Here is a 14,803-nt window from a genome sequence, read left to right on the forward strand (position 1 = left end):
CGGCCGTTATTCTGTTTTTCCGTATGCCGCCCGTTGGAGCGGACGTAAGAGCCGTGCATTCCTACATGCATTCATCTTGAAAACCAACGACTTACACCTTGCTTTTCAATCTCACTCATTTTGCGGCGCAATCTCAGTCATTTCACCGTGCAATCTCAGCCATTTTGCGCGGCAATATAGCTGAGATTGTATGTAAAAAAAGGCTTTTGCATGTTTCACCCATGCAAAAGCCTTTCGCATTTTGGTAGAGATGCTTAACTCAATGTAGCCACTAACATCCACACATTCTTCTCTTGACCGGTCAAATAGTCATCGATCATGGCCACGGTTACTTCGTCTTCGGCCTCTTGTGCAGCAGCCAGTACACGGCGTTCTTGTGCAATAAGCACTTTCAACGTGTCTAAGACATACTGCAAACCCTCCATCTTCTCGGGCTCATGTCCGGCCTCTTTCAACTGAGTTTGCTTCAGATACTCGCTGTAACGGTTCTCCGGACGGGCGTCCAATTGCAATAAACGCTCTGCAATTTCATCAACCTTGGTAGCAGCATCGTTGTATTGGCTCTCGTAGAACTCGTGGAGTTGATAGAACTTATCGCCCTTTACGTTCCAATGGAAGCCACGAAGGTTAGCATAATACACTTGGAAGTCTGCTAACAACTGTGCTAATTCTTTTACTACATGTGCTACTTTCTTGGCATCTAAGCCGGTGTAATCTAACTTTTTCATTTTCTTTGGTTTTAAAAATTAACGATTTATTTGTTTATCCTGTTCTGTCTTATTTGTTGAAAGCAAAGATAAACAATAAAAAAACACCGTCCAATAGATATTTTCTATACATATATTGACACATGTTATCATATTACATGTAAAGCATTGAATAGTAGTTTGTTGACCATTGTTTGGCAAATCATGCATTAATTGCTTCCAGTTTGAGATGAAATACCGTGGAAAGCCGTTGCACAAATGATGGCGGACAACAGTCAGAAGATATGATAAAAAACGCTAACTTATTTTGCCGTATTCCATTATTTTGTTATCTTTGGGCTGAACTATCATTCAAAATACAGTGAAAAAACTTACACTATTCATCATATCCTTGGCGTTGTGGTTGCCGGTTCATGCGCAGAAAATCGTCTTAGGCTCGTGTGTGACGCACGACGGTGGGCAGTATAAGGGGCAGATGATGAACGGTAAGCCCAACGGAAAGGGCAACACGGTCTTCAAGAACGGAGACACCTACGAAGGAGAATACATCAAGGGGTGGCGCGAGGGCTATGGTATTTATTCGTTCTCTGACGGCGAACGCTACGAGGGGCAGTGGTTTCAGGACCAACAACACGGGCACGGGACCTATTATTTTGCCAATAACAACAAGTATGTAGGCCTCTGGTTCCGCGATTATCAGCAGGGACAGGGAACAATGTTCTACTATAACGGCGACAAATACGTAGGCTCGTGGGTGCGAGACAAGCGCGAAGGCAAAGGTCGTTACACCTATTCGAGCGGTGCATATTATGACGGTCAGTGGAAAGATGACCGGAAAAGCGGTCGCGGTTTCTTTGATTGGGGCGACGGAACCACCTACGATGGCATGTGGGCCAACAATCAACGATCGGGCAAAGGCACCAATAAATATGCTGATGGTGACGTATATATCGGCAATTGGGCTGATGATATACAGAACGGAAGAGGCATTTATAAGTTCCAAAACGGCGATGTTTACGAAGGAGACTACGTGCAGGGAGAACGTACGGGCGAAGGAATTTTCAAATATGTCAACGGAGATCGCTACACAGGACACTTTGAAGAAGGAGCCAAAAGCGGGCAGGGAACGTTTGAATGGCGGTCGGGCGACGTCTATATAGGGCAGTGGAAGAACGACTTACAGAACGGTCATGGCAAACTGATCAAGAAGTCTGGCGATACCTTTGAGGGCGATTTCAAGAACGGAAAGTTTGACGGTGAGTTGATTATCCGCTATACCAACGGTAGCCGTTTCAAGGGAACATACCGCAAAGGACAGCGCAATGGCGCGGCAATTGAGGAGGATAAGAACGGCAACCGCTTTGAAGGCAGCTACGTGGACGACCGCCGTGACGGCCGTTTCGTGGAGAAAGACCGTAACGGAAACATCACCCGAACAGGGAGATATGAGCTTGGCAGGAGGTTTGAAGATTGATGCGGACCTCCCGATTCGTGTGGAAATGACAGGCTATAAGATAGATATTCTTGGGTAAGATGAGGCCTTTCGACCGCTTCCCAAGGTCAGAACATAAAATATTGATGATATGACAACAAAGAAAAACACCGTGAAAAAGGTAACGACAAAAGCCGTTAAGCCACAGTGCCTCAAGCATATCGGTCTTGTAAAGAACGACCCCTACTTGGAACCCTACGAAGATGCCATTCGCGGGCGCCACGAACATGCGCTGTGGAAGCTGTCGCAGTTGACCGACGGCGGCAAGAAAACCTTGTCGGATTTTGCAAACGGGCACGCTTACTACGGGCTTCACAAGCTCTCGCGCGGTTGGGTTTTCCGCGAATGGGCCCCGAATGCTACGGCCATTTACCTCGTAGGCGACTTCAACAACTGGTCGGAAGACGAGGCATATCGGGCAAAACGCGTGGAAGGAACAGGGAATTGGGAACTCCGACTGCCCGAAAAAGCCATGCAGCATGGCGATTTGTTCAAGATGCATGTCAAGTGGAACGGAGGCGAAGGTGAGCGTATTCCGGCTTGGGCCACACGCGTTGTGCAGGACGAAGTGACCAAGATTTTCTCGGCACAAGTGTGGAATCCCAAGGAAACCTATCAATGGAAGAAAAACAGTTTCAAGCCCCATACTTCACCATTGCTGATTTATGAGTGCCACATCGGCATGGGACAAGATGCCGAAAAGGTGGGCACTTACACGGAATTCAAGGATAACGTGCTGCCGCGCGTGGTCAAAGCGGGCTACAACTGCATTCAGATTATGGCCATACAAGAGCACCCTTACTACGGCTCCTTCGGCTACCACGTGAGTTCTTTCTTTGCCCCTTCGAGCCGTTTCGGCACACCCGAGGAACTGAAGGCCCTCATCGATGCGGCCCATTCCCAAGGCGTTGCCGTCATCATGGACATCGTTCACTCGCATGCCGTGAAGAACGAAGTCGAGGGTTTGGGCAATCTTGCCGGCGACCCCAACCAATATTTCTATCCCGGCGACCGTCATGAGCATCCCGCATGGGACAGTCTTTGCTTTGATTATGGCAAGGACGACGTTGTTCATTTCCTGCTTTCGAACTGCAAGTATTGGCTCGAAGAGTTCCATTTCGACGGCTTCCGTTTCGACGGTGTCACCTCTATGCTCTACTACAGCCATGGATTGGGTGAGGCATTCTGCAACTATGGCGACTATTTCAACGGGCACGAGGACGACAATGCCATCTGTTATCTGACCTTAGCCAACCTGCTTATCCATGAAGTGAACCCGAAAGCGATCACCATTGCCGAGGAGGTGAGCGGCATGCCCGGCCTTGCTGCCAAGTTTGAAGACGGCGGATTCGGCTTCGATTACCGCATGGCAATGAACATACCCGACTTCTGGATCAAAATCATCAAGGAGCAAAAAGACGAGAATTGGAAGCCGAGTTCTATCTTTTGGGAGGTAAAGAACCGGCGAACTGACGAGAAAACGATTTCCTATTGCGAGAGTCATGACCAAGCACTCGTGGGAGATAAGACCATTATCTTCAGGTTGATAGACGCCGATATGTACTGGCATTTCAAGAAAGGCGACGAGAACGATATGGCCTTCCGCGGTATTGCGCTCCACAAGATGATACGCCTCGTGACGGCATCGACCATCAATGGCGGCTATCTGAACTTCATGGGCAATGAATTCGGGCATCCCGAATGGATAGATTTCCCACGCGAAGGCAACGGTTGGAGCTATAAATATGCGCGACGGCAGTGGAATCTTGTCGATAACAAGGAGCTTGATTACCATTATCTGGCCGACTTCGACCGCGAAATGCTGAAGGTCATCAAGAGCGAGCGTAACTTCAACGGCACGCCGGTGCAGGAAATATGGCACAACGATGGCGACCAAGTGCTGGCATACATGCGAGGCGAGTTGCTCTTCGTGTTCAACTTCTCACCCGTGAGGTCGTTCACCGACTACGGTTTCCTTGTGCCTGTGGGCAGCTACGACGTGGTGCTCGACAGCGACAACAAGGCTTTCGGCGGAAATGGACTGAATGACGACACCATGACGCACCTCACGAACCACGATCCACTCTATGCCGATGCGCACAAAGCGTGGCTGAAGCTTTATTTGCCGGCACGCACGGCTTTGGTGTTAAAGAAAAAATGATTTCAAACCCAATGTCTGAGGATACTTTAAAAAGGCACGGCACACGCCCTTATCAAGTGGCATGTGCCGTGTTGTTTCTTGTTTTCACGTTCTGTTATCTTTATTTCTATCAGGATAACCTGTTGGCCATGGGTCAGCACGTGCTTTCAAAAGGGCGAACACACTACGATCACATGGTCGGTGCAGTGCTCCTCACGCTTGTCTTGTGGCTATTGCAAATCGGTTGCTACCTCTTATTCCGGTTGAAAGGTCGTTCCCATGCGCTGACCTACGTGCCTTCGGTCGTCTGTCTGACGGCGATCACCTCCATCGGCAGCGACATCGTGCAGGGCGTGACGCTCGGTTGGTGGTGGATAGTCGCTCCGTTTCTGATAACCATCGCCCTTGTCGCGATGTGCTATGCCCGCCGGTCGCAGACCTACGAACCGCTTGAGCACAGCTGGCAAGGGCTTTTGGGCCGTTGGGCATGGGTCAACTACGGCGGTCTTTTGGTGCAGTTCTTCTTCGTTGCACTTTGTTCCAATCACAACCAAGTGCTCCACACGCAATTGGAAATCGAACAGCATGTCATGGATGGCACATATCGGCAGACACTAAAGGTGGGAGCGCATTCCTTACACACAGATTCCACACTAACTTGCCTGCGCATATACTCCCTGTCATTGGCCGGGCTACTCCCCGAACGGCTGTTTGAATATCCGTTGGTAGGCAATTCGGCGGCCATGTTGCCCGATAATCCGGGCGTAAACTTCCTGATGTGTGGAAAGGATAAGTTTTATCAGCATTTAGGTGCATGGTTCCGCCAACCGATGCACACGATGCACTATCTTCGTTTCATTCATCGGCACGGCTTGGCCACGCCCGCCGCCCACGACTATCTACTCTGTGCCTATTTGTTAGACGGCAACTTGGAAGCCTTCGTCCGCACCATCGGCAAGTATTATGACCTGAAGCGGCCACTTCCCAAGCACTATCGTGAAGCTCTCGTGCTTTATAATCACCTGCGGTCGAACCCCTACGTCGTCTATCACGACAGCGTGATGGATGCCGATTTCACCGATTTTCAGTCGCTTGCTCGGCAGTATGGGCGCCCTCGCCAACGTCTCTCGGCCCTGCGCGACACATATGGGAACACCTATTGGACATATTATTATCGGTTGAGACATTGAGATAGTCCCTTTTTTGTTCTTCCTCCATGGAGGAAGAACTTTCCTTTTTTGTTTTATTATTATCCGACGCGTCGGACAACCGTTTTTACGTCAGTTCGGGATAAGAATATTTAGACGGAAACCTCGAAGAGGTAGCAGAACAAAGACGGAGCGAGTGATGTGCGTAGCCCCCGCTGTCGTGACGGAAGCGGCAGGAACCTTGAAGAGGTGACGGAACGAAGCAGGAGTTGTTTCCGCTGGTCCGTCACCCCCCCCTCGGGATTCCCGCCGACACATTTTTTAATGTTTAACTCATAACGGAACTTCCGCTAACACATTTTTTAATCTTTGACCCTCGGCGGAACTTCCGCCGATATTTTACCTCTTGGCTTCCGGCGGAGGTCCCGCTACGTATTTTTTATTTCTCAAAGTCTCGGCGGAGGCACCGAGACTCTTTTTGAATTTTTCCCCCATTGGGATTTATTCCGAACTCGCGTATTTTTGGTTTTCTTCCTAACTTACATCGGATTCACATTAAATCAAAACATATAAAAAAGGAAATCGCGGGGAATATGGACTTATCCCGGATTTCCTTTGTTTTATCAGAAGGCGGAGCTTCCCTAAGAATGGCGGGCAGACTTACTGCTGGACGACCTTCCTCGTTGTACCGTCACTCATCTTGACGATATTCAGTCCGCGCTGCATCTTTTGCAGTTGACGGCCGTCGGGCGTGTAAATAGCCTTGACGGTAGCGTCGCCCGATGTTACGACTTCCGATATGCCGGTAGTATTGTCGGGAACGATGGTTACTTCACCGGGATAGACCTGGTCATTGTCGTCGATGAGTTCATAATAAGTAAGATAGGGTCTCATACCGAACTTCACACCGGGTGTTGCGATGTGGCAGTTCTTCAACTGATAGGCTTTGAGATTGGCTATACCCGACATCGCAGAACCGCCATTCGTGAAACCTTTCGCTTTTACCGTGGCATTGTCGATGACGAGTGTCAGACATTTATTTCCCCCTTTTTCAGCACCGAGGAGACTCCGCTTCTCGCCCTGCACATCGAACTTGCAATCCTTGATGGTCAATGTGTGGGGAGCTGAGAGGTTCTGCTGCATGGCAGTTTCAAGTTTACTACGTACCGTGAGCGAGCCGCTACCCGAAAACTCAACATCGCAGTCTTTCATGTAAAGTGCTTGCCATCGACAGTTCACAAGGTTATTTCCCACAAGGACGATCTTTACCAATGGCATATCTTCGAAACGGAGAAAAGTACTGTTTGTGTTTGGCAGATTAACGTTGTCGAGCGTGAGCGTAGCGGTGGCCTTGTTCCACGTTACTGTGCCCGTACCCCCGTGGGGCGTGAAGGAGCCGTCTTCAGTAATTTCGTCACCTTTCACTATCACTTTTTGTGCCTGCACACTGGTTGTCCACATCATGCCTGCAAGGGCAAGGAGGACAGTAAAAAGCGTATTCTTTTTCATAATGTACTGATTTTTTAGGATGAATAATACCGGGAGTCTACCCCGCCTTTCCGACGCGGGGGAAGACTCGTGAAGCCCTGCTATCGTCAGGGAACAATGGTCACTTCTCCGGGATAGCTTTTATTGTTGGTGTCGATGAGTTCGACGTAGGTGAGATAAGGCCTCTTGCCAAACTTTACACCTGCCGTGCTGACATGGCAGTTCATCAACTTACAGTCTTTGAGATTGGCTATGCCTGACATCGTTGCGCCGTTTTCAGCAGTGTAGCCTTTCACCTTCACTGTGGCATTATCAATGACGAGCGTCAACCTCTCTGTTCCCTGTCCTTTGCTGTAGCCGAGGATACTCCGCTGCTTGCCCTGCACGTCGAGCTTGCAATCCTTGATGGTCAGCGTGTGAGGAGCCGACAAGTCCTGCTGTATAGCATCATTTACTTCGCTGCGTGCCGTGAGCGAGCCTGCACCCGTAATTTCGACATTGCTGTCTTTTATATAAAGTGTGTGCCACTTCGAGTTCACGAGATTCTCGCCCACAAGGACAATCTTCAACAGCGGAATGTTTTCGCAACGAATGAAAGTACTGTTTGCTTCTTCTACCTTAACATAATCGAGGGTGAGCGTAGCCTCTTCCTTGTTCCACGTCGCCGTACCACCACCGAGATGAATGCTAGTGTCATCGGTGTAGTCCGTTCCGAAGAGCGATAAGGTCTGCGCCTGCATACCGGTTGTCCACATTACGCCTGCAAGGGCGAGAAAAGTTGTAAGAATTGTTTTTTTGTTCATGATTTTTTTATTTTTAAGGATGAATAAATAAAAGGTTTCGTCTTATATTATGGAAGCCACACCACTTTCCTGATGGGAGAAAAATACGCGAAGCACGCCCGTGCGGCATTCCCAATGTCGGTTAGTCGCCGGGAACAATAGTTACTTCGCCGGGATAGCTATTGTTTTCTTCGTCGATAAGTTCATAATAGGTAAGGTCGGGTTTCTTTCCGAATTTCACTCCCGAAGTGTTGATGTGACAGTTCTTCAACTCACAGCTTTTGAGACGACTGATGCCCGCCCGCTTCTCACCCTTACGGGTGGCAGACCCTTTCACCTTGACCTTAGCATTGTCTATCACGAGGTTCAGCATCTCCGCGCCCGCTCCTTTGCTGAAGCCGATGATGCTCCGCTCTTTTCCTTGCACGTCGAACTTACAATTCTTGATGGTCAGCGTATGGGGTTTCGACAGGTTTTGTTGTATGGCCTCGGCAACCTCACTACTACGTCCCTTGAACGATCCTCCGCCCGAAATCTCCACGTTGCAGTCTTTGATATAGAGTATCTGCCACTCGGTTTCCACGGTATTCTCGCCCACAAGAACAATCTTCAGCAGCGGAAAGTTCTCACAACTGATGAAGGTGCTGTACATGTTGTATGCTTCGACCTCATCAAGGGTGAGTGTCGCGCTGGCCTTGTCCCATGTTATCGTTCCTCCGCCGATATCGACAGAGGTGTCGGCGGTGTATTCTTTATCGAACACCCGTAATTTCTGCGCCTGTGCGTCAGTTGTCCACATCACGCCTGCAAGGGCGAGGAGAGTTAAAAGAAATGTTTTTCTGTTCATGATGTTTTTTATTTTTAAGGATAAATATAAAAGGTTTCGTCTTACGTGTGGAAATCTTCCTGCCTTTCCGATGAAGAAAGACATGCAAAGACGTCTATACAAGCATTTTCAAAAATGGCACGGGCGTGCTTCATGTGGTATTTCTCCAATGGTTTTATCATAGTCAGGGGACAAAGGCTTCCTTTGCTTTGATTATATGCCGGCAAATATAAATCTTTTTTTCGGAATATACAAGAGCTGGAGCAAAAAATTTGTTTACAAGTTTACCTCGGACTAGTCTTCGAGACTTCTCCGTGCTGTTGAAAAAGGACGGACAGCCCGGAATTTCGGAGGCAAGACTTGTGTCCGTTCGGAATAAGAATAGCCTCGAAGAGACGGTAAAACACTGGCGGAGAGGGAGCGCAACAGAACCCCTGCCTGTGGTCCATCTCTCCTTCAAAGCTTAGCGTGCCGCACTCTTATACTTTTCTTAATATTTAACTGTCAGAGTGCAGCAATCCTACACTTTTCTTAACGTTTAACTACCAGAGTGCCGCACTCCTATACTTCTTTTAACTTTTAATTCCCAGAGTGCCGCACTCCTGACGTTTTTTATTGGTTTGCTCGTCGGAATCCTAGCCGGAAGCGCTGTGCGACTTCATCGAAGTGGGCAGAGCGAGGGGCAGATTATCCGTTATCCACTTCAACAATCTTCGTTGGTGCCTGTTCCCTATTGCGGCGGTTGACCACCGTTACCACGGCCTGTGCGAGCGCGAGGAACGCTTGCCCCGTGATGGTGTCGGCCTTCGTGGCCGCCGGTTCGCCATTGTCTCCGCTTTCACAGATGCTCTGCACAATGGGAAGTTGGGCCAGCAAGGGGACGTTCATCTCGCGGGCGAGGTCCTTTGCTCCGTCTTTTCCGAAGATATAATACTTGTTATCGGGCAGTTCGGCCGGCGTAAAGTAGGCCATGTTTTCTATCAGACCGAGAATCGGCACGTTCACCTTGTCGTTTCTGTACATGTCGATGCCTTTTCGCGCATCGGCCAAGGCCACCTTTTGCGGCGTACTCACGATGACGGCTCCCGTGATGGACAGTGTTTGAAGCAGCGTCAGGTGGATGTCGCTTGTTCCGGGCGGCGTGTCGAGGATGAAATAGTCGAGTGCCCCCCAGTCGGCATCGGCGATGAGTTGCTTTAAGGCCGACGTCGCCATGCCTCCGCGCCACAGAGTGGCTGTTTCGGGGTCGACAAAGAAACCGATGCTCAGCAGTTTCACACCATATTTCTCCACGGGCGCGATGAGCCGACGGCCGTCTTTATCGACGGCGTAAGGCCTTTCGTCTTCCACACCGAACATCTTGGGCATCGACGGACCGAAGATGTCGGTGTCGAGCAGGCCCACTTTGTAGCCCAGACGGGCCAAAGCGATGGCTAAGTTGGCCGAGACAGTGCTCTTGCCCACTCCACCTTTGCCCGAACTGACGGCGATAATGTTCTTCACTTGCGGCAGAAGTTTGTCCGGTTCGGGGCGTGGTGCCGATTTGAATTCGGTCTCTATCGTCACTTCAATGTCCTTGCCGACGTGATAATGTATGGCAGCCTCGGCCGCCTTGAGCGTCGATTTAAGGAAAGGATCGGTCTCGCGAGGGAATATCAACGTAACGGTCACGTGCATTCCTTTGATATGCACGTCGTCCATCGCAACCATTTCGCTCTCCACAAGGTTCTTTTTCGTCCCGGGATAGACGACGGTTGCCAATGTGTCAGTAATCAGTTTCGGATATAATGTCATTTCTTTTCGATTTATAGATTTATCTTCCAGTTTCCCGATTGCTTCTTTTTGGGCGGTGATAGCTGCGATACTCGTCCAAGGGAATGTCCACTTCGGGTTCAACGAGCATGCCTTCATACGGCAGACGGAACTTGATGTAACGGATGTTCAGTCCTCTTTCTATCCACATACTTTCATAATAGGTGCGTATGGAGAGGATTTTCCGTGTTGCTTCGTCCAATCCTTCGGTGTGATAAAGGTCGTCGGTGGCGAAAAGCACAGGAAGTCGGTTTTCCTTTGCCATGTATGTGGTGTAGGTGTAAAGGAAGTTCGAATCGGTTTTCAGGTGGACGATGCCTCCGTCAACAAGGAATGTCCGATAACGATTCAAGAAGAATGTGCTCGTGAGTCGCTTGCGGGCGTTCTTCATCTGCGGGTCGCTGAAAGTCAGCCAAAGTTCCTGCACCTCATCTTTCGCGAAGAAACGGTCGATGATTTCAATATTCGTGCGCAGGAAGGCTACGTTCTTCAGACCATCTTCGAGGGCCTGTTTCGCTCCCGTCCACATGCGGGCTCCCTTGATGTCCACACCGACGAAGTTCACATCGGGGAACAATCGGGCCAGCTCTACCGTGTATTCTCCCTTGCCGCAACCCAACTCCAGCACAATGGGGTTGCCGTTGTTGAAGTAACGGTCGCGCCAATGCCCTTTCATGGCGAAGGGCACATTGTCGATGACGGAATACGGATACTGGAAGACATTACTGAACGTCTCCATCTCTGCGAACTTTGCCAATTTCCCTTTTCCCATAACACTGCAATCTTGGCTGCAAAGGTACAAGGAAAGTACGATATACGCAACTTTCAGAGCGAAATATCGGGCGTTATCCGGAAAGAACATGACCGGAAAGACCGTCACTTTCGAGGGCAGCATGAAAAAACAGGCATTGCAACCGGGCTTCTCTCCGGGGTCGCAATGCCTGAACATAGGAACGAAGTCGCTCCGGCAAGGTCTTTATTGACGCTCGCCAGCTTCCTTCTTCAAGTCTTCATAGAAGTAAGCACATGCTGTCTGCATGTAGGGAATGAGCCACAAAAAGCCTATACCGAGCGTCAACAGCGAAAGCAAAGCCCAGCCGATGAAGCTCAAACTGAGCAAGAAGAGTTCTGCCTTGTGGCCCGACATGAGCCGCATGCTCTCTTCGATGGCCTCATTGCTCTTCATATTGGGATTATCTTTCAGCACATAGGGCGTCATGGCATAGGAAAGAGCCTTGATGATACCGGGAATGATGAGCAGAAGTGTCCAAAGAAGGATGTAAACATACATCAACAGAAGGGTGAGCAGGCTCTTTGAGAACCATTCCTTCGAATAACCTTGGAAAAGGTTTCCCAATCCGACTTTCTCACCACGAATATGGTCGAGATACATCGTATAAAATCCCCAAATAAGAGGCAGCAGCAAAATGGTCATCACCAGACTGAGACCAGCCAATGAAGCCGATTCTTCGTCGATTCGTGTGAACGATTGACAAATAGAGGAAATCACAAGGTAAACAAGCGTAGCGCAAACGAATGTTCCCCAACCATGTTCCAAAGAGGCCAAAGCTCTCTTTCTGTAATTTGATAGTGTATCCATAAAAATTAAAAATTAATGAAGTATGTATATAATAATGTATAGTCGGTGTCGCTTTCTTGGCGTCAGTCAATCACAACCGTGGTCCAACCGTGCTTGTCTTCCACCGTTCCGTACTGTATTCCACGCAACGTTTCGTAGAGTTTCGTGGACCAAGGCCCCGGTTTCTCGCCGAAGTTGTAGACCTTTCCCGTGTCCATATCGTCGAGATGTGAGATAGGCGAGATGACAGCAGCAGTGCCACAGGCTCCCGCTTCCTCGAAGGTTGCAAGCTCTTCTTCGGGAACCGGGCGGCGTTCCACCTTCATTCCGAGGTCTTCGGCAATCTGCATCAGACTCTTGTTTGTGATGGATGGCAGTATAGAAGTGCTCTTCGGGGTGACATAAGTGTTGTTCTTGATGCCGAAAAAGTTGGCAGCTCCGCACTCATCTACGTATTTCTTCTCCTTCGAATCGAGGTAGAACTCGCTGGCATATCCCTTTTCATGCGCAATGGAATTGGCCTTCAAGCTGGCCGCATAGTTGCCTCCTACCTTGTAGACACCCGTACCCAGCGGTGCCGAACGGTCGTAATCGCGAATAATGACATAGGGATTTGCCGAGAAACCGCCTTTGAAATAAGGGCCGACGGGCGTGACAAAGATCATGAACAAATATTCTTTCGACGGGTGAACGCCCACTTGTGCGCCCGTTCCGATAAGCAAAGGACGCACATAAAGCGTTGCCCCACTCTCGTAGGTTGGGATATATTCCTGATTGAGACGAACCACCTTCTTCACCATTTCCGTGAACATTTCGGTCGGAACTTCGGGCATCAAGATGCCCCGACACGTGCTTTGCAGGCGCGCAGCATTCTCTTCTACGCGGAAAACGCGCACCTTTCCGTCGGGACAACGATAGGCTTTTAGTCCTTCGAACGCCTCTTGTCCGTAGTGAAGGCACGTCGCTGCCATGTGAAGCTTGATGTATTCATCGGAGCAAACCTCTATTTCTCCCCACTTCCCGTTGCGATAATAGCAGCGAACATTATAGTCTGTCGGTAGATAACCGAATGACAATTTTGCCCAATCCTGTTCTTTCATAACATCGTTCGTTTATATATTCTACGTTATAATTAGCACAAAAGTACGAATAAAAACAAACATTTGCAACAATCCGGCCCATAATTTCTGATTGTTTCAACCATTTTTTATCGCACAATATGGCCAAGCCGGAGATGTAGGGACGCACGCTTCGTGCGTCCGCTCCATTAGAATAGATGGATAAACACGTGGTTGTTTGAGTGGACGCACGAGCTGTACGTCCCTACATGCAGTCGAGCAGATTATAGCTTCATCCCGTTGATTATCAAATGCTTATACCTTACGTTTCAATATCAGTCCTATTACCGCGTAATTCCAGCCATATTGCACGCTAAAACGACTGAGATTGCGCGGTAAAACGGCTGAGATTAGCGTGCAATATAGCTGGGATTAAAACTATGTAGGGACGCACGGCTCGTGCGTCCGCTCCAAGATTAGCGTGCAATATAGCTGGTATTAAAACCCAAAGGGTCTCCTATTGCCTGCTTGTCCAAATCAAGTAACAAAAAAGAAAAGCCGCAACGTGCTTTCCCCGACACAAAGATACAACATATTTCAGCCGATTGCAAATCGCCATTGAAATGGTTTTACAAAAGCAATCAGCATTTTTCTCTTATTCTTCTCTTGGAAGTTCTGAACCTGTAACGGTCCTGTAGGGACGCACGGTTCGTGCGTCCGCTCAAACAAAAGGCCGGAATGCCCTGACGTTTCCTGCTGCTTATCGCCGTGATTTGAATGGACGCACGAGCCGTGCGTCCCTACATCCGTGCTCACATTCAACTTGTTTACCCGTCCACTTGTCAACTGTCAACTACAACATGAATGGACGCACGAGCCGTACGTCCCTACATCCTTGCTCACATTCAACTTGTCTACCCGTTCACTTGCCAACTGTCAACTACAACATGAATGGACGCACGAACCGTGCGTCCCTACATTGAACTGCAATGCAAGCGCATTCTCCCCTCCCCCCGGGAGGGGTTGAGGGTTGGCCTTCGGGGGTTGGGGTGGGTTCCCTCTTTAATTATGCACCAGCGTACCGATTTCTTCTCCGTCTATCACCCGTTTCAGGTTGCCATACACGTCCATGTTGAACACATAGATGGGCAGATTGTTTTCCTTGCACATGGTGGTTGCCGTGAGATCCATCACTTTCAACCCACGTGTATAGATTTCATCGTAGGTGATGTCGGTGAATTTCGTAGCCTTAGGGTCCTTTTCCGGGTCGGCAGTATAGATGCCATCAACGCGCGTTCCCTTTAACATAACGTCGGCTTCTATCTCTATTCCGCGCAGCGAACTGCCCGTGTCGGTGGTGAAATATGGGCTGCCTGTGCCCGCAGAAAAGATGCAAACGTGGCCCGATTCCATGGCTTCAATGGCTTTCCATTTGCTGTAGAACTCGCCAATCGGCTCCATACGAATGGCCGTGAGCACTTTTGTTTTGACGCCAATTGCACCTAATGCACTGCTAAGGGCTAAGGAATTGATGACCGTAGCGCACATTCCCATCTGGTCACCTTTTACACGATCGAAGCCTTTTTGGCTGCCGCTCAACCCGCGAAAGATGTTTCCTCCGCCGATAACAATACCGATTTGGACACCCATCTCATGGACTTCCTTGATTTGCTGTGCATAATCTGACAGTCGCTGTGGGTCGATTCCAAAGCCTTGTTCGCCCATTAAGCTCTCGCCACTCAGTTTAAGTAAAATTCTTTTGAACCTCATC

At 49.3% G+C, this 14,803-nt stretch carries 13 protein-coding genes; 4 read left to right on the forward strand and 9 right to left on the reverse strand.

The annotated features are described in order from the left end of the window. Window positions 1–254: 254 nt before the first annotated feature. The gene (locus tag H164_RS0107865; protein ID WP_008566020.1) at window positions 255–728 is read right to left on the reverse strand and encodes a Dps family protein; all 474 of its coding nucleotides are present in this window, start codon (window positions 726–728) and stop codon (window positions 255–257) included. Window positions 729–1,068: 340 nt separating this feature from the next. Between H164_RS0107865 and H164_RS0107870 the strand changes: the two genes are divergently transcribed. The 3 genes from H164_RS0107870 to H164_RS0107880 all read left to right on the forward strand — a co-directional run bounded on the left by H164_RS0107870 (window position 1,069) and on the right by H164_RS0107880 (window position 5,529). Beyond that, entirely contained in the window at window positions 1,069–2,181 is a 1,113-nt protein-coding gene (locus H164_RS0107870) for a phosphatidylinositol-4-phosphate 5-kinase (RefSeq protein WP_019968107.1), read from the forward strand. A gap of 109 nt (window positions 2,182–2,290) precedes the next feature. Beyond that, complete coding sequence (locus H164_RS0107875; protein ID WP_019968108.1) at window positions 2,291–4,360, forward strand: alpha amylase C-terminal domain-containing protein; 2,070 nt, start codon at window positions 2,291–2,293, stop codon at window positions 4,358–4,360. A gap of 11 nt (window positions 4,361–4,371) precedes the next feature. Continuing rightward, the gene (locus H164_RS0107880) at window positions 4,372–5,529 is read left to right on the forward strand and encodes a DUF6057 family protein (RefSeq protein WP_026356289.1); all 1,158 of its coding nucleotides are present in this window, start codon (window positions 4,372–4,374) and stop codon (window positions 5,527–5,529) included. A 618-nt stretch (window positions 5,530–6,147) separates the two neighbouring features. Here the strand turns inward: H164_RS0107880 and H164_RS0107885 are convergent. From H164_RS0107885 to trmB, 5 genes are all read right to left on the reverse strand, one after another. Then, entirely contained in the window at window positions 6,148–6,996 is an 849-nt protein-coding gene (locus tag H164_RS0107885; protein WP_019968110.1) for a hypothetical protein, read from the reverse strand. Between the two features lie 86 nt (window positions 6,997–7,082). After that, the gene (locus H164_RS0107890) at window positions 7,083–7,778 is read right to left on the reverse strand and encodes a hypothetical protein (RefSeq protein WP_025829817.1); all 696 of its coding nucleotides are present in this window, start codon (window positions 7,776–7,778) and stop codon (window positions 7,083–7,085) included. A 121-nt stretch (window positions 7,779–7,899) separates the two neighbouring features. Beyond that, window positions 7,900–8,604, reverse strand: coding sequence for a hypothetical protein (locus tag H164_RS0107895; protein ID WP_025829818.1), 705 nt, complete (start codon window positions 8,602–8,604; stop codon window positions 7,900–7,902). 666 nt (window positions 8,605–9,270) lie between these two features. Continuing rightward, window positions 9,271–10,377 carry an Mrp/NBP35 family ATP-binding protein gene (locus tag H164_RS0107905; protein WP_019968113.1) on the reverse strand — a complete coding sequence of 369 codons (1,107 nt, stop codon included), beginning with the start codon at window positions 10,375–10,377 and terminating at the stop codon, window positions 9,271–9,273. Window positions 10,378–10,396: 19 nt separating this feature from the next. Next, window positions 10,397–11,167 carry a tRNA (guanosine(46)-N7)-methyltransferase TrmB gene (gene trmB / locus H164_RS0107910; RefSeq protein ID WP_019968114.1) on the reverse strand — a complete coding sequence of 257 codons (771 nt, stop codon included), beginning with the start codon at window positions 11,165–11,167 and terminating at the stop codon, window positions 10,397–10,399. Window positions 11,168–11,255: 88 nt separating this feature from the next. Here trmB and H164_RS16070 point away from each other — a divergent pair, with 88 nt between their 5' ends. Continuing rightward, window positions 11,256–11,378 carry a hypothetical protein gene (locus H164_RS16070; RefSeq protein WP_019968115.1) on the forward strand — a complete coding sequence of 41 codons (123 nt, stop codon included), beginning with the start codon at window positions 11,256–11,258 and terminating at the stop codon, window positions 11,376–11,378. Here H164_RS16070 and H164_RS0107920 read toward each other — a convergent pair. The 3 genes from H164_RS0107920 to pyrH form a co-directional block, all read right to left on the reverse strand. Continuing rightward, window positions 11,372–11,995 (reverse strand): DUF975 family protein, encoded by a 624-nt coding sequence (locus tag H164_RS0107920; protein ID WP_025829820.1) that lies wholly within the window; start codon window positions 11,993–11,995, stop codon window positions 11,372–11,374. The two genes, H164_RS16070 and H164_RS0107920, sit on opposite strands and share 7 nt — an antisense overlap. 62 nt (window positions 11,996–12,057) lie before the next feature. After that, entirely contained in the window at window positions 12,058–13,074 is a 1,017-nt protein-coding gene (locus tag H164_RS0107925) for a branched-chain amino acid aminotransferase (RefSeq protein ID WP_019968117.1), read from the reverse strand. A 1,020-nt stretch (window positions 13,075–14,094) separates the two neighbouring features. Beyond that, window positions 14,095–14,802 carry a UMP kinase gene (gene pyrH / locus H164_RS0107930; protein ID WP_026356290.1) on the reverse strand — a complete coding sequence of 236 codons (708 nt, stop codon included), beginning with the start codon at window positions 14,800–14,802 and terminating at the stop codon, window positions 14,095–14,097. Window position 14,803: the final 1 nt, after the last annotated feature.

This window comes from Segatella maculosa DSM 19339 = JCM 15638 (assembly GCF_000382385.1).
In the GTDB taxonomy this organism is placed as follows: domain Bacteria; phylum Bacteroidota; class Bacteroidia; order Bacteroidales; family Bacteroidaceae; genus Prevotella; species Prevotella maculosa.